At 64.2% G+C, this 21,239-nt stretch carries 24 protein-coding genes; 10 read left to right on the top strand and 14 right to left on the bottom strand.

Going from position 1 to position 21,239, the window contains the following annotated elements; all coding sequences use genetic code 11:
• Positions 1-398: 398 nt before the first annotated feature.
• The 3 genes from msrQ to BHD06_RS07240 form a co-directional block, all read right to left on the bottom strand.
• Positions 399-1,001 (bottom strand): protein-methionine-sulfoxide reductase heme-binding subunit MsrQ, encoded by a 603-nt coding sequence (gene msrQ, locus BHD06_RS07230; protein WP_080456330.1) that lies wholly within the window; start codon positions 999-1,001, stop codon positions 399-401.
• A complete protein-coding gene (gene msrP / locus BHD06_RS07235; protein ID WP_080456331.1) occupies positions 1,001-1,906 on the bottom strand; it encodes a protein-methionine-sulfoxide reductase catalytic subunit MsrP in 906 nt (301 codons plus the stop codon). Before msrP ends, msrQ begins: the two co-directional genes overlap by 1 nt.
• A gap of 76 nt (positions 1,907-1,982) precedes the next feature.
• The gene (locus BHD06_RS07240) at positions 1,983-3,476 is read right to left on the bottom strand and encodes an FMN-binding glutamate synthase family protein (RefSeq protein WP_080456332.1); all 1,494 of its coding nucleotides are present in this window, start codon (positions 3,474-3,476) and stop codon (positions 1,983-1,985) included.
• Between the two features lie 383 nt (positions 3,477-3,859).
• On the opposite strand from BHD06_RS07240, the gene BHD06_RS07245 reads away from it, so the two are divergent.
• Positions 3,860-4,339 carry a fasciclin domain-containing protein gene (locus tag BHD06_RS07245; protein WP_080456333.1) on the top strand — a complete coding sequence of 160 codons (480 nt, stop codon included), beginning with the start codon at positions 3,860-3,862 and terminating at the stop codon, positions 4,337-4,339.
• Positions 4,340-4,352: 13 nt separating this feature from the next.
• Here BHD06_RS07245 and BHD06_RS07250 read toward each other — a convergent pair whose 3' ends face one another.
• The 6 genes from BHD06_RS07250 to BHD06_RS07275 all read right to left on the bottom strand — a co-directional run bounded on the left by BHD06_RS07250 (position 4,353) and on the right by BHD06_RS07275 (position 9,288).
• Positions 4,353-5,300: a hypothetical protein gene (locus tag BHD06_RS07250; protein WP_139784659.1), complete on the bottom strand. Its 948-nt coding sequence runs from the start codon at positions 5,298-5,300 to the stop codon at positions 4,353-4,355.
• 90 nt (positions 5,301-5,390) lie between these two features.
• Positions 5,391-6,575: an amino acid aminotransferase gene (locus tag BHD06_RS07255; protein ID WP_080456335.1), complete on the bottom strand. Its 1,185-nt coding sequence runs from the start codon at positions 6,573-6,575 to the stop codon at positions 5,391-5,393.
• A complete protein-coding gene (sseA, locus tag BHD06_RS07260; protein ID WP_080456336.1) occupies positions 6,575-7,432 on the bottom strand; it encodes a 3-mercaptopyruvate sulfurtransferase in 858 nt (285 codons plus the stop codon). Before sseA ends, BHD06_RS07255 begins: the two co-directional genes overlap by 1 nt.
• Positions 7,433-7,523: 91 nt before the next feature.
• Entirely contained in the window at positions 7,524-7,805 is a 282-nt protein-coding gene (locus BHD06_RS07265; protein ID WP_080456337.1) for a hypothetical protein, read from the bottom strand.
• A 43-nt stretch (positions 7,806-7,848) separates the two neighbouring features.
• Entirely contained in the window at positions 7,849-8,325 is a 477-nt protein-coding gene (gene smpB, locus BHD06_RS07270; RefSeq protein WP_080456338.1) for an SsrA-binding protein SmpB, read from the bottom strand.
• Positions 8,326-8,373: 48 nt separating this feature from the next.
• Positions 8,374-9,288, bottom strand: coding sequence for a serine/threonine dehydratase (locus BHD06_RS07275; protein ID WP_080456339.1), 915 nt, complete (start codon positions 9,286-9,288; stop codon positions 8,374-8,376).
• A gap of 80 nt (positions 9,289-9,368) precedes the next feature.
• Between BHD06_RS07275 and BHD06_RS07280 the strand changes: the two genes are divergently transcribed.
• From BHD06_RS07280 to BHD06_RS07290, 3 genes are read left to right on the top strand one after another with little or no spacing between them, the layout of a single operon-like run.
• Complete coding sequence (locus tag BHD06_RS07280; protein ID WP_080456340.1) at positions 9,369-10,184, top strand: LOG family protein; 816 nt, start codon at positions 9,369-9,371, stop codon at positions 10,182-10,184.
• Positions 10,185-10,199: 15 nt separating this feature from the next.
• Positions 10,200-10,856, top strand: a complete 657-nt coding sequence (locus BHD06_RS07285) for a hypothetical protein (protein ID WP_139784660.1) — start codon at positions 10,200-10,202, stop codon at positions 10,854-10,856.
• Positions 10,853-11,530 carry a hypothetical protein gene (locus tag BHD06_RS07290; RefSeq protein ID WP_080456342.1) on the top strand — a complete coding sequence of 226 codons (678 nt, stop codon included), beginning with the start codon at positions 10,853-10,855 and terminating at the stop codon, positions 11,528-11,530. Before BHD06_RS07285 ends, BHD06_RS07290 begins: the two co-directional genes overlap by 4 nt.
• Positions 11,531-11,541: 11 nt before the next feature.
• Here the strand turns inward: BHD06_RS07290 and BHD06_RS07295 are convergent, their stop codons facing one another.
• Together BHD06_RS07295 and BHD06_RS07300 are read right to left on the bottom strand one after the other, a co-directional pair.
• Positions 11,542-12,255: a hypothetical protein gene (locus BHD06_RS07295; protein WP_080456343.1), complete on the bottom strand. Its 714-nt coding sequence runs from the start codon at positions 12,253-12,255 to the stop codon at positions 11,542-11,544.
• A complete protein-coding gene (locus BHD06_RS07300; protein WP_080456344.1) occupies positions 12,255-13,289 on the bottom strand; it encodes a succinylglutamate desuccinylase/aspartoacylase family protein in 1,035 nt (344 codons plus the stop codon). The genes BHD06_RS07295 and BHD06_RS07300 overlap by 1 nt, the downstream gene beginning before the upstream one ends.
• 127 nt (positions 13,290-13,416) lie before the next feature.
• Between BHD06_RS07300 and BHD06_RS07305 the strand changes: the two genes are divergently transcribed.
• The gene (locus BHD06_RS07305) at positions 13,417-14,073 is read left to right on the top strand and encodes a class I SAM-dependent methyltransferase (protein ID WP_080456345.1); all 657 of its coding nucleotides are present in this window, start codon (positions 13,417-13,419) and stop codon (positions 14,071-14,073) included.
• The gene (locus BHD06_RS07310; protein WP_080456346.1) at positions 14,070-14,672 is read left to right on the top strand and encodes a methyltransferase domain-containing protein; all 603 of its coding nucleotides are present in this window, start codon (positions 14,070-14,072) and stop codon (positions 14,670-14,672) included. The genes BHD06_RS07305 and BHD06_RS07310 overlap by 4 nt, the downstream gene beginning before the upstream one ends.
• Here the strand turns inward: BHD06_RS07310 and BHD06_RS07315 are convergent.
• A complete protein-coding gene (locus BHD06_RS07315; protein ID WP_254892338.1) occupies positions 14,656-15,393 on the bottom strand; it encodes a glutamine amidotransferase in 738 nt (245 codons plus the stop codon). The genes BHD06_RS07310 and BHD06_RS07315 overlap by 17 nt on opposite strands.
• A gap of 151 nt (positions 15,394-15,544) precedes the next feature.
• Between BHD06_RS07315 and BHD06_RS07320 the strand changes: the two genes are divergently transcribed.
• Together BHD06_RS07320 and lpxK are read left to right on the top strand one after the other, a co-directional pair.
• Positions 15,545-16,765 carry a 3-deoxy-D-manno-octulosonic acid transferase gene (locus tag BHD06_RS07320; RefSeq protein ID WP_080456348.1) on the top strand — a complete coding sequence of 407 codons (1,221 nt, stop codon included), beginning with the start codon at positions 15,545-15,547 and terminating at the stop codon, positions 16,763-16,765.
• Positions 16,762-17,772, top strand: coding sequence for a tetraacyldisaccharide 4'-kinase (gene lpxK, locus BHD06_RS07325; protein WP_080456349.1), 1,011 nt, complete (start codon positions 16,762-16,764; stop codon positions 17,770-17,772). Before BHD06_RS07320 ends, lpxK begins: the two co-directional genes overlap by 4 nt.
• Before the next feature lie 9 nt (positions 17,773-17,781).
• On the opposite strand, the gene BHD06_RS07330 is transcribed toward lpxK, so the two are convergent.
• Both BHD06_RS07330 and BHD06_RS07335 read right to left on the bottom strand, forming a co-directional pair.
• On the bottom strand, positions 17,782-18,384 hold the full coding sequence (locus BHD06_RS07330; RefSeq protein ID WP_080456350.1) for a DsbA family protein: 603 nt from the start codon (positions 18,382-18,384) through the stop codon (positions 17,782-17,784).
• Positions 18,385-18,411: 27 nt separating this feature from the next.
• Positions 18,412-18,921, bottom strand: coding sequence for a DUF721 domain-containing protein (locus BHD06_RS07335; RefSeq protein WP_080456351.1), 510 nt, complete (start codon positions 18,919-18,921; stop codon positions 18,412-18,414).
• 81 nt (positions 18,922-19,002) lie between these two features.
• Between BHD06_RS07335 and mutY the strand changes: the two genes are divergently transcribed.
• Positions 19,003-20,064: an A/G-specific adenine glycosylase gene (gene mutY, locus BHD06_RS07340; protein ID WP_080456352.1), complete on the top strand. Its 1,062-nt coding sequence runs from the start codon at positions 19,003-19,005 to the stop codon at positions 20,062-20,064.
• 31 nt (positions 20,065-20,095) lie between these two features.
• On the top strand, positions 20,096-21,235 hold the full coding sequence (locus BHD06_RS07345) for an alkane 1-monooxygenase (protein WP_080456353.1): 1,140 nt from the start codon (positions 20,096-20,098) through the stop codon (positions 21,233-21,235).
• Positions 21,236-21,239 lie beyond the last annotated feature (4 nt).

A 21,239-nucleotide genomic window follows, 5' to 3' on the forward strand; every position in this document is an offset into this window, starting at 1 on the left:
TCGAAGCAAAACCAACCGGAAGCGCCAATCTACCTAGCGCAACCCGCCAATCATACCTCAGATATTTCTAACCGCTTCCCCTCTCAAGACATCCGCCTCAGTCCGGTCCGCGTCCCAGAAGCACATCGGCGCCGCCGGTGAAGGGGCTTTTACGGTTAGCCCCAAAGAGTCGCAAGAGGTTTTTTTGCCTTTCGTCATGTTTTTTTCACAGAAGCGGATTTTGACCTGATTTTAAGAGGTTAAGGGAAATTAACGTCGATTTCAAAGCGGCGAGCGCAACTTTATTTCGGGAGAGATTTCACCGCCATTTCTACATATAGGGTTATCCACAGCGTTATCCCCAACAGAGCGTGATTTGCCCCGGATTCCCGGCAAGATTTCTGCTCATGCCGACCGATTCACGCGCGCTGAGCCCGCCGCTTTGCCCGCAGACGCAGCGCCAGTAGCCCCAGAATCACCATCAGATAGATCAGCGGCTCGATCTGAAACCCCTTGCTCAGCCAGATGAAATGCACCGCACCCAGCACCGCCACCGCGTAAGTCAGCTTGTGCAGTTGCCGCCACCGTGGCCCAAGACGGCGCAGCGACCGGTCATTCGAGGTCAGAGCCAGCGGAATCGTCAACAGAAACGCGGTGAACCCCACCGTCACATAGGGCCGTTTGACGATATCGGCCCAGATCTGCGCCGGGATCTGTACGTCGAGCACCAGCCAGACCAGCAGATGCAGTCCCACATAGGTAAATGCCAGCAGACCGATCGCCCGGCGAAACCGGATCAGGTTGATGCCCAGGACCCGCCTCAGCGGCGTGATGCAGAGGCCCAGCACCAGAAGCTGTAACGCAACCTCCCCCAGTTCCCGCTCCAACGCCTTGATCGGCTCTGCGCCGAGCCCCCCTGTCAGGCCGAGCCAGAATGTCCAGACCGCAGGCACCAACAGAACGAGCCACACCGACCAGACCGGCACGCGCCGCGCCACGGCGTTGATCCGGTCCGCCATCATCAGAATTTCTTGGTCAGGTCCATGCCCTCATAGAGCGCCGCCACCTCTTCGCCGTAGCCGTTGAACATCTGCGTCGGAATGCGCGGCGAGAACAGCCCGCCGCCGATGCGACGCTCGGTGGCCTGTGACCAGCGCGGATGATCCACCTCGGGATTCACGTTGGAATAGAACCCGTATTCGCGGACATTGGCCTTGTTCCAGCTGGTCGGCGGCTCTGCGTCGGTGAGGGTGATCCGGACCACCGACTTAATCGACTTGAAGCCGTATTTCCACGGCACGATCAGGCGCAGCGGCGCGCCGTTCTGGTTGGGGATGGCGCGGCCATAGATACCCGTCGCCATGATCGTCAGCGGGTGCATCGCCTCATCGAGCCGCAGGCCTTCGACATAGGGCCAGTCAAGCACCGGGTAGGCAACGCCGGGCATTTCCTCGGGGCGCAGCGCGGTCTCAAGGGCCACGTATTTCGCGCCAGATTGCACACCGGCAAGGTTCAGCAGATCCGCCAACTCAAAGCCGTTCCACGGCACCACCATCGACCACGCCTCTACACAGCGGAACCTGTAGAGCCGCTCCTCGACCGTCATCTTCGCCATGATCTCGTCAAAGGCGTAATCGCCGGGCTTGTCCACCAGCCCGTCGATGCGCACGCTCCAGGGCTCGATGGTCAGCGCGTCGGCATAGCGGGCCGGGTCGCCCTTGTCGGTGCCGAACTCGTAATAGTTGTTGTAGCTGGTGATATCCTCCCAGGTATTGGGCTCCAGCGCACCGTTCTGCGCCTGCGCCCCCCCGGCCCCGCCGATGAGGCCAAGGCCCGCCGCCCCCGCGATCATCTGTCGGCGGTTGAGATAGACGCCCTCGGGGGTCACGTCACGCTCGCGTAGCGTATTTGTCCAACGGTTGGCCATGTCGTCCTCCTGATCTGTCCTTCACCATATAGAGACAGTCGCGCATCATGCCAGCCAAGGGTTTCAGATCACCAGATCACAAGCCCGCGTCCGGGTTGTAGCTTGGCCGGATCTTGTTGAAGGGAATCGAGGTGCCATCGGCCTGCACCAGCCGCACATGCCGCCGCCGCATCAGCCTCGGTTCGGCCACGCCCACGGAATGCGCGATCATCTCGACCTCCTTGATCACTGATTGCGCGTAGTTGGCGACCTTGAGATACTTGTCCTCGACAACCAGCCCGCGTTGCAGGTACGGATCGTGGGTGGTGATGCCGGTGGGGCAGGTGTTGCGATTGCATTTCAGCGCCTGGATACAGCCCAGCGAGAACATGAAGCCGCGCGCCGAGGTGACGAAATCCGCCCCCGCACAGAGCGCCCATGCCACGTCACCGGGGTTGATCAGCTTGCCGCTCGCGATCATGCGGATCCGCTCCTTGAGCCCGTAGCGGTCACGCAAATCCACCATGCGCGGCAGGGCGTCGCGGATCGGCATGCCGACCAGATCCATCAACGGCATGGGTGCCGCCCCGGTGCCGCCCTCGCCGCCGTCAATGGTGATGAAATCGGGCGCGCAGTCAGTACCGCGCGCGACGATCAATTCAAACATCGCCTCCCACGCCTCCGACGATCCGACGACCGTCTTGAAGCCGACAGGACGGCCCGTCACCTCGCGGATATGCACGATCATGTCGAGCAACTCGCCGAAATCGTTGATCTCGGCGTGGCGATTGGGCGAAATGCTGTCCTTGCCGATCTCGATGCCACGGATCTCGGCGATCTCGGAATTGACCTTCTCGCCGGGAAGGATACCGCCCTTGCCGGGTTTGGCCCCCTGCGCCAACTTCAACTCGAACATCTTGATACACGGATTATCGGACACCTCGCGCAGCCGGTCATCGCTCAGCATGCCCTGTGCATCGCGCACGCCATATTTGGCCGTGCCGATCTGATAGACCAGATCGCAGCCCCCCTTGAGATGAAACGAGCTGACCCCGCCTTCGCCGGTATTGAGCCAGATGCCCGCCTTGGCCGCGCCCCGGCTCAATGCCTCGACCGCCGGGCGCGAGATCGCGCCATAGCTCATGCCCGAGACATTGAAGATCGACTTGGCCTTGTAGGGAATGGCCGCCGTCGGCCCGATTTCCATCGGGGCCGTCGCCGCGAATTGACCGTCGAGCGGCGGAAAGGCGGCAGGCACGAAAATCGGCGTGCCCGGCACCCCGAGATTGCGGGTCGAACCAAAGGCGATGGTATTGCCCTTGCCCCTGGTCGCGTGGCTGACCCAATCGCGCTGCGCGCGGTTGAACGGCATCTCCTCGCGGTCCATGGCAAAGAAATATTGCCGAAAGAATTCGCCCAGCTTGGTGAACAGCCCGCGAAACCGCCCGATCACCGGGTAATTGCGCCGGATCGCGTCGCCGGGCTGCGTCTTGTCGAGGATGTAGAAAAGCACCGCGACAAAGACCACGGCCCCCAGAAGCAAAACGAACAAAAGCGCCAGAACCTCGAGGATCTGCGTCACATACCCCATTTGAAAATCTCCAATGATCCAATATCCCGCAGGCGGGCTGTTACCTCGCAAACTGCGCTTTTCGCGGAGGGCAGGCAAGCAGCGAAATCACGAGGCACGGGCCTGTGACAAAGCGTTATCACGCCATTCGGGCCAATTGCCCGCGGGCGGTGCAATGGCAGGACAGCCCGTTTGAAACGCCCCTGAAACACAGGCGATTCTCCGCAAGAACACAAAAACGTGACTGGATGTTACAAAGCAGCTTAGCTTAGCGAAACGCCCGCTTTCGTCAAATCGCATCGGCGGAAATCCCCTGTGAACCGACCGCACATTCGGCGCGTAAGTCCTGCCATGATGCCACGCAGGCATCACTTGAAACTGTTGCTCAAAAGGAGACTACACAGATGTTTCGCAGAACCTATCTCGCCCTGACCGCAGCCACCCTGATGGCAGGCCCCGCCTTCGCCGATGACCACTCCAAGGACATCGTCGACATCGCCGCAGGCAATGATAACTTCTCGACCCTCGTCGCCGCCGTGCAGGCCGCAAACCTTGTCGAGACGCTCAAGGGCAAAGGCCCGTTCACCGTCTTCGCTCCGACCAACGAGGCCTTCGCGGCGCTGCCCGAAGGCACGGTCGAAGACCTGCTCAAGCCCGAGAACAAGGACAAGTTGACCGCGATCCTCACCTACCATGTGGTGCCGGCCAAGGTCATGTCGGGCGACCTCAGCGACGGCATGATTGCCGCCACCGTGCAGGGCGGTGAGGTCACCATCGGCACCGAGGGCGGTGTAACCGTCGATGGCGTCAACGTGGTGCAGGCCGATATCGAGGCCAGCAACGGTGTCATTCACGTCATCGACGGGGTGATCATGCCGAAGTAAGCGTGCAGCGCACTCAAACCGGGGGGCGGCTCACAGGGGTCGCCCCTTTTGTTTTCGGCAATCCCACCACATCGCGCACCATCAGCCGCGACAGGATCACATCCAACTCGCGCGCCACCTGCGCAGGTGCCGACAGATCGCGCAGGTGGCGCATCCGGTCGCGCGCCTCGTGCCATTCGGCAGTATCGTAGATGCCCTGCGCCCGCGCGAACGCCTCGGATATCGTGGCGGGCGCATGATTCTCGACCAGAAACGGATAATCCCGGCCTAGATAAAACTCCGCATCATCGGTGTCGCGCGTCACCATCACATTGGCCCCGAAGGCGGCGGCGGTGAACCCCTTGGTAAACGGTTTCGCAAGGTCGCGCGCCAGCGTCTGCGCATGATCCGGCGGGCGGATCGCGTAATGCAGGTTGAACCCGCACAGCCGGTCGAACCCGGCCTCGATCCCGCCCTCACCACCCGCGTCGATCCGCGTGACATACGCCGCGATGACATCGGGAACGTAGATGTTGCGCGGATGACCCAGATAGGCAGCCCGCAGGCCACCCGGGCCGTCCATCTGCCGCCCGACAAGGCGCGGATCATAATGATGCGTCAGATGCGCGACACCCGCGCGCCCATCCCCCGCGCCCCGGCGCGCCAGAACCCGGTTCAATATCGCCTCGCCCTTGCGCGAGGCCGCAATGTGCAGATCGGCGTGGGGCGAAAAGCAGTCCCGGGCGCGCGCATCCACGTAGTCGATGGCAACGCCCCGCGTCCGGCCGCGCAGCATCTCCATGCCCGCCTCGCCCAGGATCGCCCCGGTGCCCTTGAGCAGGATCACTATCCGCCCCGTCAGGCTCTCGGCAAAGGCATGCGCCCCGGCCTCGGTTTCCAGTTTGGGCAACGCCCGCACCGCAAATGTGTACCGATCCCCCAGATGCCGCCGCCCGATATCGGCCAGCTGATCGCAGCGCATGATCTTGGACCCGGCACGCCAGAGGCGCCTGCGACAGATGAAGACGACTTCTTGCGTCACATGCCTGCCCGCCCCGCTCTGCCCTGAGCCCTAGACGCCGACGTCGATCATCGCCCGGGCGAGGATCGGCACGGTATCGGAGTTGAGCCCGGCAATATTGATCCGGCTGTCACCGATCATGTAAATCGCATGGTCCTCTCGCAGTCGCTCAACCTGCTCGGGCGTCGCCCCCAGCCGCGAGAACATGCCCCGATGCTGCGCGATGAACCCGAACCGGTCAGACCCCGACAGCCGCTGCAACTCGCCCGCCAATTGCTCGCGCAGTTTCAGCATGCCAAGCCTCACATCCTCCAGTTCCGACTGCCAGTCGGCGCGCAGGTCCGGGTCGGTCAGAACCATGCTCACCAGCCGCGCGCCATGATCGGGCGGAAAGGAATAGTTCTGCCGGTTGAGATAGGCGAGATTGCCCTGCGTCACCTTGCCAAGCGTCGCATCCTGCGCCACCGCCATCAGGATGCCGGTGCGCTCGCGGTAAATGCCGAAATTCTTGGAACAGCTTGCCGCGATCAGCATCTCGGGGCAGTTCGCCGCGACGAACCGCACCGCCGCCGCGTCCTCCTCCAGCCCGTCGCCAAAGCCCTGATAGGCGATGTCGATCATCGGCAGCGCGCCTTTGGCGTTCAGCAGTTCCACCACCGCCGCCCATTCGGTCATGTTCAGGTTGGCCCCGGTCGGGTTGTGGCAGCAGCCATGCAGCAGCACCACATCGCCCGCGCGCACGCCTTCCAGATCGGTCAGCATCCCGGCGAAATCGACGGCACAGGTGGCGCTGTCAAAATACCGATAATTCACCACCTCCATACCCAGATGCGCAAGAATACTAAGGTGATTGGGCCATGTCGGGTCCGACACGAAAACCCGCGCGCCGGGGTTCACCATCCGGACCAGTTCGAACGCCTGCCGCACCGCCCCCGTGCCACCGGGCGTGGCGATGGTCGACACCTGATCACGCGCCACCGCGTCGCCCAGAACCAGGCCCACCATCGCATCCGTAAACGCGGGATCGCCAGCCAGCGCGGTATAGGCTTTCGTGCTCTCGATCTCCCAAAGCTGCTTTTCGGCGGTCTTGACCGCGCGCATGATCGGGGTCACGCCCTCGGGCGTCTTGTAGACACCGACGCCAAGGTCGATCTTGGTCTCGCGCGGGTCTTCGCGATAGGCTTGGCCCAGCGCCAGGATCTTGTCTGCCGGTTTTTCCTTGAGTTTCTCGAACATCATGCCTCTCCAGTGGCGACGGGCAGCGTCGGAAACGCGCCCCATTCGGTCCATGACCCGTCATAGAGCGCGTGATCGGTCTTGCCGATCCGCTCCAGCGCCAGATTGATCACCGCCGCGGTCACGCCAGAGCCGCAGGTGGTGATGACCGGCTTGGTCATATCGACCCCGGCAGCGGCAAGGATTGCGCGCAAGTCGTCGGGGTCCTTCATCGTCATGTCCTCGTTCAAAAGCGAGGTATAGGGCACGTTCTTCGATCCCGGAATATGGCCGCTGCGCAGCCCTGCGCGCGGTTCCGGCGCTTCGCCGCGATAGCGCGTGGCAGCGCGGGCATCGAGGATTTCATAATCCCCCAGCTTGGCGGCGGCCGAGACCTGCGTGACATCCTTGATCATGTGGTTCTGACGCCGCACCATCATGTGCCGGTCGCGGATCACCGGCGGCATATCCTCGATGGCGCGCTCCTCGGCCTGCCATTTCGGAAACCCGCCATCCAGAACGGCGATGTTCTCTTGACCCATCAGCCGGAACAGCCACCAGACCCGCGCGGCGGAAAACAGCCCCTTGGCGTCATAGACCACCACCTGATGGCCGTCGCCCACGCCCATCGCACGCAGCTTCGACATGAATTTCTCGACCGGCGGGGCCATATGCGGCAAGTCAGAGCGCGCATCGCTGATCTCGTCGATATCGAAAAACCGCGCGCCGGGAATATGCCCGGCCTCGTATTCGGCGCGCCCGTCGCGGCCCTCGGCGGCCATGAACATGGTGCCGTCGAGTATGCGCAGGTCGGGGTCCTTCATATGGGCCGCCAGCCAATCGGTGGAAACAAGGGTTTTCGGATCATCAGTGGCCATATGCGCCCCCCGGGTTTAGACCTTGTCTGACTACAGTCTGACGGCGCAGAGGGCAAGACCGGCCACCGCCGCACGCGGCCCGGCGCAACACTTACCTGAACAGCATTTTGCGGATCATCCCGAGGACCTGCATCACCGCGCCCCCGCCCACGGCCCCCGTGACAATCGCAGCTGTCAGAACGCCCGTATCACCGCCACCGGCCAGCCCCGCCAGATCGCCCGCCCCGGCCATCGCCATGAGATAGGCGGCCATCGCGCCGCCTATGACACCCGCCAGCGAGTTACCAATGGTGCCAAGGCTCCGCGGCTTCAGCAGGCCACCCGCGACATTGCCCCCCACGGCCCCGGCGATCAGGCTCAGGATCAATTCCATGCCATGCTCCTCCGATATTCCAGGGACCGGGACGCGTCTCCGCTCACAGCCCCTCTTTCAGCAATCTCTGCTTCTGCCGGTTCCAGTCGCGCTTGGCATCGGTCGCCCGCTTGTCGTGGTTCTTCTTGCCCTTGGCGATCCCAATCTTGAGCTTGGCAATGCCGCGATGATTGAAATACAGCACCAGCGGCACCAGCGTCATGCCTTTGCGCTGCGTTTCGCTCCAGAGCTTGGACAGCTCCTTTTTAGACGCCAGCAACTTGCGCCGCCGCTTTTCGTCATGGCCGAATGTCTTGGCCTGTTCGTAGGGCGCGATATAGGAATTCACCAGCCACAACTCGCCATTCTCGACCATCGCATAGCTCTCGGCGATATTGGCGCTGTTGACGCGCAGCGATTTCACCTCCGAGCCTTCCAGGATGATACCGCATTCCAGATCGTCCTCGATGGCATAATCAAACCGCGCCCGCCGGTTCTCGGCGATCACCTTGTAATTCGGATTTTCCTTTGCCTTGGCCATCCGGCTCTCCTATCGCCGTGCGCATCCACTGTCCAGCGGACCCATCGGTCAGGCCAGCGGATCAGGGGCGATGTTGCCATCGCAGACCAGCACCGCGACTCGCTCGCCCGGCTCGGGGACATAGGCACCGCACAAGAGCGCGGCAAGGGCGGTGGCCCCTGCAGGCTCCACCAATTGCCGCATTTCGCGCCACAACACCGCCTGCGCATCGGTAATCGCCGCATCAGGCACCAGGACACTCTCGATACCCTGCGCCTGCGCCAGACCATGGCAGATATCCCCGATCCGTCGCGCCCCAAGCGCGTTGGCCGCGACCCCCGACACCTCTACATCGACCGGTCCACCGGCCGCCAGCGCAGCATGCAACGCGCAAGATGTCTCCGGTTCCACCGCCACAACCTTGCGCCGCCCCTCCAGCCAGCCCAGCGCGCCGGCAATCAGCCCGCCACCGCCCACCGCGATCAGCACCGTATCGGCGGACAGCCCCTGCTCCTCCCATTCCGCCATCACCGTGCCCTGCCCGGCAACCGTCGCCTCGGCATCATAGGGATGCACCTGCATCGCCCCCGTCGCGGCCTGCCATTCGGCGGCGCGGTCGGCGGCCTCGGCATAGGCGCCAGGCACCACCGTCAGATCCGCGCCCTGCGCGCGAATGAGGGCGATCTTGGCCGGGCCCGCAATCTCGGGCACATAGATGCGCGCCCGGTGCCCCAGCGCCGCCGCCGCATGGGCCACCGCCGCACCGTGATTGCCGCCCGAGGCCGCGACGACCCCCGCCTCCGGCACCTCGGCCTGTAGCAGCGTGTTGAACGCCCCGCGCGCCTTGAAACTGCCGGTATGCTGCATCTGCTCCAGCTTGAGCGTGACCTCACGCCCGTCCAGATCAATCCCCGTGACCGGCGTGCGCCGCACGTGCCCCGCAATCCGTTCGCCCGCCTCGGAAATCAACGCCTGCCATGCCATCACTCACACCTCTTTGCCTTTTCTTGCCCGTTCAAAGCCTATACGCCTGATATAAAAGACCCAAGCAAGGATCGCATGCGATGAAAGACGACCGCCTGAGCCAGTTCCGCGATGCCCATTCGGACCGGTCCACCGCCGAACAGGTGCCAGATACCGCCCAGACCCGCGCGCCGGCCTATCGTCTGGCCTTCGCCGATGATGAGTTTCTATGCCGCGATGAACTGCGCCCCGTGCGCCTGCAACTCGAACTCCTGAAACCCGAGATGATCCTGAACGAGCGCGGCATCCAGAGCACCGTCGTCCTCTTCGGCGGCGCGCGCATTCCGGAACCGGCCCACAAGGACACGGCGCGCACCAAGACCCTCGCCGATCTCTCGCGCTATTACGACGAGGCGCGCAAATTCTCACGCCTGATGACCGAGAAATCCATGAGCACCTATGGCCGCGACTACGTGATCGCCACCGGCGGCGGGCCGGGCGTGATGGAGGCCGGCAATCGCGGCGCGGCGGATGCCGGCGGGGCCTCGATCGGGCTCAACATCGTGTTACCGCATGAACAGGCCCCCAATGAGTATGTCACCCCGGGGCTGTGCTTCAACTTCCACTATTTCGCCATCCGCAAGATGCATTTCCTGATGCGCGCCCGCGCCATCTGCGTCTTTCCCGGCGGGTTCGGCACGCTTGACGAGACCTTCGAGGCGCTGACCCTCATCCAGACCGACCGGATGACCAAGGTGCCGTTCCTGCTCTTCGGCGAGGAGTTCTGGCGCAAGATCATCAATTGGGAGGCGCTTTCGGAGGCAGGCACGATCAGCGCCGAGGATCTCGAGCTTTTTCGTTTTGTCGAGACAGCAGACGAAGCGATGGAAATCATCGCGAACTGGCCCGAGGCGTGACCGGGGCGCGCGATCATGTCGGCGCGCACGGCTGAGCGATTACTGCTATGGGCAATCGCCATGCTGCTCGTGGCGAGCGTGATGCTTGCCATTGGCGCGCCCGCGTTCTTCGTGCAGGTCTTCGCTGCCGAAGACGGGCCGGTCGAGACTGCCACGGCGCTTTTCCTGCTGGTCGCGGGGCTGATGCTAGCACGGCGGATCCGGGGGCTGCCCGGACTCGGGGCCGCGCTGACGGTCGTCTACGCGCTCTTGTTCCTGTTCGCGGCGGGCGAGGAGATATCATGGGGACAGCGCATTTTCGGCTGGAACAGCAATGATTTCTTCGCCACGTACAACGCGCAGGGCGAAACCAACCTGCATAACCTGACGGTGGGCGGCCATCGGCTCGCGCGGACGCTGTTCGGCAGTGGCCTGACCACAGTGATCTTGTTCTATCTGGTTGTTTTTCCTATTTTTTACTCACGGATCGCCTGGATCAACCGTATCGCGGAGAGGCTTGCCGTCCCGATACCCGGATTGCGGCATGCGGGGCTCGCAGTTGCTGCGAGCGTGATCGTGGCGGGGCTCGACGTGCCGCGCAAATGGGAGGTTTACGAGCTGGTGTTCGCCCTACTTGCCACCGCCATTTTCATCCGTCATGCCAATCATTCGGGCTGGAGGCGGCAAAGATGATCGCGCACCGGTCCGGGCTGCGCTATTTCGACGGTCTGCTCTTTGGGGCGGCATATACAGTTCTGATCTTCACGGTAATCTACCAGGTCACTGGACTGCACGAGGAATTTCGCCGTGGCTTTGCTGCCGAGGACGGACCACTGGAATGGGTCACGGTCGCGGGCCTCTTGGCAACAGCCATTGCCCTGATACGTAGCGCTATGTTTTTACGCCGTAGAAACAGGCGGGGCGCAGCACTCGCCTGCGGGGTCTACGCGCTTCTCTTCGTCTTCGCGGCGGGAGAGGAGATATCCTGGGGGCAGCGCCTCTTCGGATGGGAGCCGGGCGATTTTTTTCTTGAAAAAAATGCCCAGCAGGAAACCAATCTGCATAACCTCGTGCTGGGCGATGTGGCGCTTGTGAAGACCGTGTTCGGTCCAGTTTTGACGCTGGCGATCCTGTTCTATCTCCTTGTTTTACCCATGATCTACGAACGATCCAGCCGCGTGCAACGACTCGCGACCCGGCTTGCCATTCCCTTGGCCGACCGGCGGCATATGATTCTTGCGCTGGTGGCGACGCTGGTCATCGCAGTGGTGCAATTGCCGCTGAAATGGGAAAGCTACGAATGCGTGTTCAGCCTGCTGATGCTGTCGATTGTCCTGCATCCGCACAACGACGAACAAGTAACGTAAGCGCCGCCGGCTCAGCCCACCACGCGCAGGCTGTCGCGCGCGGCGCGCAAACGGTCCTGCCGGTCACCGTGCAGCGCCGAGACGAGCCCCCCCTGCCCGGCCTCGCGGGTGATCCCGAGCGCGGCAAGCGCGGCCTCAATATTGATGGCGTTCTGCTTCAGCCGGGGCCGGTTCGAGCGGTTGTGATGCACCCCGTCGGGCGGTTCCCTCACGTCGAGCCCAAGAGCATCCGCGACGGCGGGCACCGCGCCCGGTGCCTCGATATTGACGGCAACGAAATCGTCGCGCCCCGCGAAATGCTCCAGCGCCCAGGCGAAATAGTCGGCCCGCCGATACGCCTCGTTGACAAAGTTGCGCACGCTGAACACACGCTGGTGATGCGTGGCGATGCTGACGAGATACGCGCGCAGCGGCCGGAAATTCAGGATGAACCTGGCGTTGGGATAGGTGCGGTCATATGCGGCCACCGGGCGGACCTGTCCGAAATCGGAAAACGCGTCGAATCTTCCGGTGGGCCAGTCGCGCGCACCGTGAAAGCTGCGCAGGCCATTGGCCTGAAAGAGCCGGTGCAGCGAGGTTGTGCCGCAACGCGGATGGCCGATGACGAAATACTTGACCGCCTGCCGGTCACCCTTGGTCGTCAGCATGAAATGCAGGCGCATCCGGGCGCGGATCACACCAAGGGCCATGTCGTTGAGATCCCATGAGCGCCGCGCCGCACCCATCAGATAATCTCGTCCTCGTCATAGAGCGGCACCGCGTCGATATGTGCGCTGATGCCCTCGGCGGCGGCCTCGGCGCGGGGGGTTTCGGCCACGTGAAACAGCGCGTCGCCCTCATAGACCACCGGCATGTTGGTGCGCCCGATGATGATGCCGCTCTCTTCGGCCACGACCTCGTTCTCGATATCGCCAAAGGCATTGGCGACCGCCCCCAGCACCGTGCCCTGCTGCACCGCGTCACCGACGGCGAGGTAGCCGCGAAACAGCCCGCCGCGCGGCGCGCGATACCAGCTTGAACTGCGCGCCCGCACCGGCTGCCCCTTCGCGCGCGGCACGCCCTTGGCACCGACCATCTTGAGATGCCGCATGACCCGCAGAATGCCCGACACGCCCGCCCGCGCGGCAAATTCGTCAAACCGCAATCCCTCGCCGCCCTCGTAGAGCAGCACGTCGACACCCGCCTCCTCGGCGGCCATCCGGAGTGAGCCGTCGCGCAGCTTCGACTCCATCATAACCGGCGCGCCGAATGCTTGCCCCAACTCCTCCAGCCGGTCATTGCCGGGCGTCAGGCGAAGCTGCGGCAGGTTGGTGCGGTGGATGGCCGCCGAATGCAGGTCGATACCCACATCGGCGCGCATCACCACCTCGTTCATGAAGATATGCGCCAGTTGCGACGCCATCGACCCCTCGCTCAGCCCGGGAAACACCCGGTTCAGATCGCGCCGGTCCGGAAGGTAACGCGAATGATTGAGAAACCCGAACGTGTTGACAATCGGCACTGCCAGCAGCGTCCCGGCCATGGACTTGACCGGTGCGGCGCGCAGCAACCGCCGCATGATCTCCACCCCGATCACCTCGTCGCCGTGAATCGCCGCCGAGACGAACATCACCGGCCCCGCGCGTTTGCCATGCACCACCTCGACCGACAGGTTAACCGGCGTGTGATTGGACAGCGTGCTGACCGGAATATCGACGCGGGCACGGGTGCCGGGGGCCACGGTAGCACTGCCGATCTCGAAGGGTTTGCGCTTTGCCATGCCATCCTCTCGTCCGTGTCGCTGGTGCAGGCTTAGGCAATCCGTGCGGTGCTGTCCATGCCACGCCCCGCTTGATCCCCGGCCCCGCCCCCGGCTAAGGCAGACGGAACCCGAGCGAAAGCGCCGCATGTCACATCTCCTGCCCCCTGCCTGCCCCGTCTGTCGCGCACCTGATCCCGCACCCTTCGGCCTGTTCGACGGCTTGGGATACTGGCGTTGCGATCAATGTCAGGCGCGCGGGCTGAACCCGGTGCATTACCCCGACGCCACCACCGAGCGCGCGGAATATGACACGCACCAGAACGACATACACGATCCCGGCTATTGCGGCTTTCTCGACCGGCTCGCCGCGCCGCTGCGGGCGCGGCTGCCCCCCGGCGCGCATGGCCTCGACTATGGCTGCGGCCCCGGCCCGGCGCTGGCGCATATGCTGCGCGAGGCCGGGCATGACATGGCGGTCTACGATCCGTTTTATGCCCCTGATAAGCGCGTGCTGGATGTGCGCTATGATTTCATTACCTGCACCGAGGCGGCCGAGCATTTCCACAGCCCCGCTGACGAATTCGACCGGCTTGGCGCGATGCTCCGCCCCGGCGGCTGGCTCGCACTGATGACCTCCTTCCAGACCGAGGACGCGCGCTTTGCCACCTGGCACTACCGCATGGACGCGACCCATGTGGTCTTCTACCGTGCCGCGACGCTGGCCCATATAGCCGCGCTACGCGGCTGGTCATGCGACATCCCGCGCAAGGACGTGGCACTGATGCAGGTGCCGGGGCCATGACCAGTGCGCTGCACGACGCGCGGTTGACAGCGGTCATCGCGGCAATCGCAGAGACGGGCGCGCAAACGGTGCTTGATCTCGGCTGCGGTTCGGGCGATCTGATCCTGCGACTGGCCCCCGTGGCCGCGATCACCCGGATCACCGGGCTCGACCTCGACGTGCCAGCCCTGCGCGTCTTGCAGGGTCGACTGGAGGATCTGCCCGACACCGCGCGCGCCAAGGTGCAAATCGCCCATGCCTCGATGACCGCCCGGCATGCCGCCCTGCGCGGTTACGAGTGTGCCTGTCTGGTCGAGACGATCGAGCATCTGCCGCTCGCGGATCTTAACCGGCTGGAGCGGGCTCTCTTCGGCGACATGCGCCCCCGGCATGTCATCGTTACCACCCCCAATGCCGAGTATAACCCGGTGCTCGGCGTGCCCGCGCACCGCTTTCGCCATCCCGGCCACCATTTCGAGTGGACGCGCGACCGGTTCGGCCAATGGGCCGATGGCGTGGCCGCGCGCAACAGTTACGACGTCACGCGCCGCGATGTCGGTGGCACGCATCCCACCCTTGGCGGCGCAAGCCAAATGGCGCTTTTCAGGCGTAGCGGGTGATGAAATTGCGCAGGATACGCTCGGGCGCATGCACGTCCGCCGCGCGGCACATGGCGATCAGTTCATCGGCGGTCTCGGGCGGGAAATAACCCTTGTGCCGATAGATGCGGATGCGCGTCTCGAACCCCGCCGCATCGGCCTCGGGGTGAAACTGCGTCGCGTAGACATTCGCGCCATACCGCACCATCTGAAAAGGACAGGTCGGCGAGGCGACAAGATGCACGCAGCCCTCCGGCAAGTCCTGCAAAGCCTCCTTGTGACCGACGAAGGCGGCAAAGCGACCGGGTATACCCTCCAGCAGCGGATCGTCACCGGCCTCGGGCGTGACAATGCAATCGGCGGTGCCCACTGGTTCGCCGTAGGCGCGCTTGGCCACATCGCCCCCCAGATGTTTGCCAAGGATGCCAATCCCGTAGCAGCAGCCCAGAAACGGGATATCCTCGCCGGTGATGCGCGGCATCAGCGACAGCACGGCCGCCTCGATCCGGGCCTCCTGCGGGGTCTTGTCGTTCGGCGCATCACTGACACAGCCGGGGCCGCCGCCGACGATCACCCCGGCATACTCGGCCAGCCGCAGGTCGTCGGGCAGGTCCTGCTGATCCAGCCGGATACGATGACTCCGCGCCGCCTCCAGCCCGCCCTTGCGCAGGATCGCGGAATATTCGTCATCCGCCGCCTCGGTCTCGGGGCGCAGTTGCAGGATGAGAAAGGGTTTTGTCACGGGGCATCTCCTCGGGCTTTTAACTGGTTGCCCCGCAACGCGCGCGTCGTCAAGCCGCCGCCTTGACGCCGACGCCCCCCGGGATAGGTTGCGCACAAGTCGAAAAGGACCACGCCATGCCCGGAATATCGCGCACACGGCCTCATACGGCATGACCCGCTCTCTCAGCCTTGCAGCCTATCTCGCCTATGCACGGCGCGCCGGCCCCCCCCCCACCCCCCCCGAGACGCCCCGGCCCGACGGCGCGGTAATCTGGGCGCACGCGGTCGATGCGGCGCGCGCCGACACGCTTATCCATCTGGCCAAGCGGCTAACCCAGACCCGGCCCGGGCTGCACATGGTGCTGACCGCCACGGTGCCCGAACCGCGCCGCAGGCGCGCCGGGGGCACGGTGATCTGGCAAACCCTCCCCGAGGACAACGTGCCCGCCGCAGAGGCATTTCTGGAACACTGGCGGCCCGATATCTGCCTCTGGACCGGCGGCGACCTTAAACCCGCACTGATGGTCTGCGCCGCGCGCAAGGACATTCCGCTCTATCTGGTGGATGCGGACGAGACGCTGCTCGAGCGTCCGGTCTGGCGCTGGTTTCCCGATCTGCCACGCGCCGTACTGGGCAGTTTCACCGAGATCCTCGCACGCAGCGACGCCGCGGCGCGGCAGGTGCGCCGCCTCGGCGCACAGGAGCGGATCGTGAGCGTGACCGGGCCATTTCAGGAAGGCGCGCTGACCCTGCCCTGCAACATGTCCGACCGCGAGGAGATGGCCGTGCTGCTGCTCGGGCGTCCTGTCTGGCTGGCCGCGATGCTGCAAGTGGACGAACTTGACATCGTGCTGGGCGCGCATCGCGAGGCAAGCCGCGCCGCGCATCGCTGCCTGCTGGTGATCGTGCCCGACGATCCGGCGGACAGCGCCACCATACGGCAGCGTCTGGATTCCGAGGGCTGGCGCTATGTCACCTGGTCCGAGGGCGAGACGCCGGCCGAGGCGACCCAGATCGTGCTCGCCGATACGCGCGGCGAAATGGGGCTGTGGTATCGCCTCGCGCCGATCACCTTCATGGGCTCCTCGCTGGTCTCGGGCCAATACGGCCGCGATCCGAACGAACCTGCGGCGCATGGCTCGGCCATCCTCTACGGGCCAAACGTGGCCCGCTACCTGCACCGCTATTCGCGTTATGCCGAGGCGGGTGCCGCGCGCATCGTGCGCGACACCGAAACCCTGTCGGGTGCCGTGCAACAGCTGATGCCGCCCGATCAATCCGCCGCTATGGCGCATGCGGCGTGGGACGTGGCCTCCAAGGGCGCGGCGGTGACCGACCGGATCGTGGACATGCTGCTCGACCGTCTCGACCGGCAGGACGCCGCAAGATGAGGGCACCCGGTTTCTGGTTCACCTCGCCCGAGCGCCCCGATCCACGCGCGCGGCTGCTGGCCCCTCTGGGCTGGCTCTATGGCCGGATCACCGCGCGTCGCGCGGGCCGCGCGCCCGACTGGCGCGCCCCTGTGCCGGTCATCTGCGTCGGCAACCTGAATGCGGGCGGCACCGGCAAGACCCCGACCGTGCAGGCGCTGGTCAGCCTGTTGCAGAACCGCGGGCACACGCCGGTAATCCTGTCGCGCGGTCACGGCGGGCGATTGAGCGGGCCGGTGGCGGTTGACCCGGCATACCATACGGATACGGATGTTGGTGATGAACCGCTGCTTGCCGCCGCCTTCGCCCCGACATGGATCGCCCGCGACCGTGCGGCGGGGGCGCGCGCAATCATGGCGCAGGCGCAGGCCAGTAGCGAACGGATCGACTGCATCGTGATGGATGACGGCCACCAGAACCCTCATCTTTTCAAGGATCTGTCGCTGATCGTGGTGGATGCGGTCAAAGGCTTCGGCAACGGGCATTGCATCCCTGCGGGGCCATTGCGCGAGCCTGTTCCAGGGGGCCTGAAGCGCGCCGACCTTCTGCTGTCCATTGGGCCACAGGCGGCGCAGAAGGCCTTTCAAGTCGAATGGGGCAACCTGATTAACTCGCCAAACATACGCTCGCGTATTGAGCCATTGCAGACCGGTATGGACTGGCGCGGCGCGCGGCTGCTGGCCTTCGCCGGGATCGGACATCCCGAGAAATTCTTCGCCACATTGCAAGGCCTCGGGGCCGATCTGGTGCGCAGCGAAGCGCTGGAGGATCACCAGCCGCTGACCCCCGCGCTGATGGCCCGTCTGGCGCGCGAAGCACAACTGCTTGGCGCGCAGCTGGTGACCACGGAAAAGGACGCAGTGCGCCTGCCGCCAGAGTTTCGACGCAAGGTGCTGAGTCTTCCGGTGCGATTACGGATCATGGACAGTGCCCCGCTCGACGCGGCACTCCGCCGCGTCGGGCTGTGACAACCGGCGTCACTCGGCCAGCTTTTCCTCAATGATGGCCTTGAGATCGTCATAGGCCATGTTGGAATATTTCTGCTCGTTGATGATCAGCGTAGGCGTCGAATTCACCTCATGCGACTCGGCGTTCTCCTGGTACCACGCAACCAGCGCCTTGGCCTTCGTCTCGTCGTTCAGGCAGGCGTCGAGCGCGTCCGGCTCGATCCCCGCGACCTTGCCGATCCGGCGCAGGTTGTCGGCGATCTCGCCGGGCTGGCCATTGGTCCATTCACGCTGCTGCTCATAGAGCATGTCGGAGATGCCAAAGAACTTCTCTTCCCCGCCGCAGCGCGCCACCATCGAGGCCCAGAGACCGAACCGGTCGAAATAGACATCGCGATAGATGAAATGCACGTTGTCTGTGTCGATATAGTCGGCCTTCAACTCCTTGAGCGGACCCTTGTGGAAATTGGCGCAATGCGGACAGGTAAACGAGGCATATTCGATAATCGTCACCTTGGCATCCGCCGGGCCCATCGTCATTTCGGTGATCTTCGAGGTATCGGCGTCCTGCGCCTGAACGGGGCCTGCAAGCATGGCAAGGGCCAACGCCCCGGTTGCGATCAGTTGTTTCATCATCTCACCTTTGTCTGTTCGAAAAGTTCAGCGTTGCGATCTGCTTAATACGTTGCGCGCGAGGGATTCCAGCGCCATACGCAACCCGTCATCACTCACCGGCGCGGCCAGTTCAGTAGCGGCGCGGGTGGTTTCCGGGGCGGGGGCAACCGGGGCCTTGGCCGGGGCGCGGTGATTGAAATCGACCTGCCCGTCGGCAAACCCGGTGGGGGCGGTCTGGGTGATGCGGATGCGCGAGATGGCATTGTAGCCGTAGACGGCGTTGACGCGTGTGCGCAGCTGTTCCTTTTGCATTTCCAGCATCGGGGCCTGTGCGCCGGTGGTCAGAATGGTCAGCGTCGCCCCCATCCCCTGGCGGGCATAGGACACCTCGATAGGCCGGGCAACAGCGGCGATATCCTCGCCCGCGATCTCGGCCCAGTGGGTCAGCAGGCGAGATTGCGCGAATCCCCGCGTTTCTGAGGCACGGCGAATGCTGGGCTGGAGCAGCGCCGAGGTGCGCTTGAACCCGTATGTCGTCTGCTTTCGGCTGGCCATGCTTGGCACCCTCCTCATCGGCGCTAATCTATGCCATGTGAGCCGGGATGCCAGACCTGATTGAGAGATGGGTAATAAACTATGCGTTATGCCGCCGATCCGCATGACTTGCTGCGCTGGTATGACGCCCATGCCCGCGACCTGCCGTGGCGCGTGTCGCCCGCCGACCGCGCTGCAGGCGTGCACCCCGACCCCTATCGCGTCTGGCTGAGCGAGGTGATGCTGCAACAGACCACGGTGGCCGCCGTGCGCGCCTATTTCGAGCGGTTCACCACGCTCTGGCCCACCGTGACCGATCTGGCAGCGGCGCCCGACGCGCAGGTGATGGGCGAATGGGCTGGGCTTGGCTACTACGCTCGTGCCCGGAACCTGCTGAAATGCGCGCGGGTGGTCGCGGCTGAGCATGACGGCCTCTTTCCCGGCACCCGCACCGGGCTGATGGACCTGCCGGGCATCGGCCCCTACACGGCGGCGGCCGTCGCCGCAATCGCCTTCGACCGATCCGAGGTCGTGGTCGATGGTAATGTCGAGCGGGTTATGGCCCGGCTGCACGACATCCACACACCCCTGCCCAAGGCCAAGCCGGAACTGACCGCAGCGGCGGCGGCGCTGACGCCCGAATCGCGCCCCGGCGATTACGCGCAGGCGGTGATGGATCTCGGCGCGACGATCTGCACACCGAAATCGCCGGCCTGCGGCATCTGCCCGTGGATGGCTTCCTGTGCGGCACGCCGCGCGGGCACCGCGGCAGACCTGCCCCGCAAGACGCCAAAGAAGCCCAAACCGGTGCGTCTGGGCTATGCCTATGTCGCCCGGCGCAGCGATGGTGCCTGGCTGCTCGAGGAGCGGCCCGACAGCGGCCTTCTGGGCGGCATGCTGGGCTGGCCCGGCAGCGACTGGAACGACGCCCCCGCGCCCGCGCCCCCCATGCAGGCCGACTGGCGCATGATCGACGCCGAGGCGCGCCACACCTTCACCCATTTTCACCTGCGATTGAGGATTCTCGTGGCAGAGGTGTCGCCGCACGACATGCCGGAACGCGGCACCTTCCACCCGCACCACAGCTTTCGCCCCGCGCACCTGCCCACCGTGATGCGCAAGGTATTCGATCTTGCGCAGGGGGCATTTGCAGATACAATCTGAACCAAACGGGACAGCCAGATAGAGGTGCTGAATGATCCCCGCCCCGCAGGTCGCCCGGTTCAGCCGGGCCATGCCGTTCTGGATGTCGCTGCTGCTCATACCCGTGGCGGTTCTCGGGGCGCTACACGGCGGTTGGACGGTGATTCTGCTGCCCGTGGCGACGTGGTATTTCTTCTCGATCCTCGATGCCTTCCTCGGCCTTTACACCGAGAACGCCGATCTCGACACATCCGAGGGTCAGCTACGCTGGTACAGGGCGATCACGCTGATCTGGGCCCCGCTGCAATTCGCGCTGCTCTTCTGGATGATCTGGTACGTGACCGGGCCCGGCGACGCGCATCTGTCGGCGCTGGAAACCATCGTGCTGTTTTTCGGCGTCGGGGTGATCACCGGCACGGTGGGGATCAATTACAGCCACGAGTTGATGCACCAAAAGGACCGGGGTGAGCGGTTCTTGGGCGACCTGCTCCTGGCGATGGTGCTCTATTCGCATTTTCGCTCGGAACATCTTCAAGTCCATCACCGCCATGTAGGTACTCCGCGCGACCCGGTCACGGCGCGCTATAACGAGGGGTTTCACCGCTTCTTTCCGCGCGTGCTCAGGGGCAGCTTCTTGTCCGCCTTCCGCGCCGAGCGCGACATGCTCGCGCGCAAGGGCCGACCCTGGCACGATCTGAAAAACCCGTTCTTTCGCTATTGGGCCTTGCAGGGCTTCATGGCGTTGCTGGCCATTCTGCTCGGCGGCTGGACCGGGCTCGCGCTCTTTATCTGGCAGGCCTTCGTCGCCATCTGGCAGCTGGAACTGGTCAACTACATCGAGCATTACGGGCTGACCCGCAAACATCTGGGCGATGGCAAGTACGAGCACGTCCAGCCGCGCCATAGCTGGAACGCGGCGCACAAGGCGTCGAACTGGCTACTGATTAACCTGCAACGTCATTCCGACCACCATTACAAGCCCGACCGCCGCTTTCCGCTGTTGCAGAATTATACCGAGGCGGACGCCCCGCAACTGCCCTATGGCTATCCACTGATGACCATGGCGGCGATGGTGCCGCCCATCTGGCGGCGGGTAATGAACCCACGCGTGCGCCGCTGGCGGCGGACCTATTACCCCGAAATCACCGACTGGCAGCCCTATAACAAGGCGCGCAACCCGTTGCCGCGCTAGGCGT

This window comes from Roseovarius sp. A-2 (assembly GCF_002072155.1).
Classification (GTDB): domain Bacteria; phylum Pseudomonadota; class Alphaproteobacteria; order Rhodobacterales; family Rhodobacteraceae; genus Roseovarius.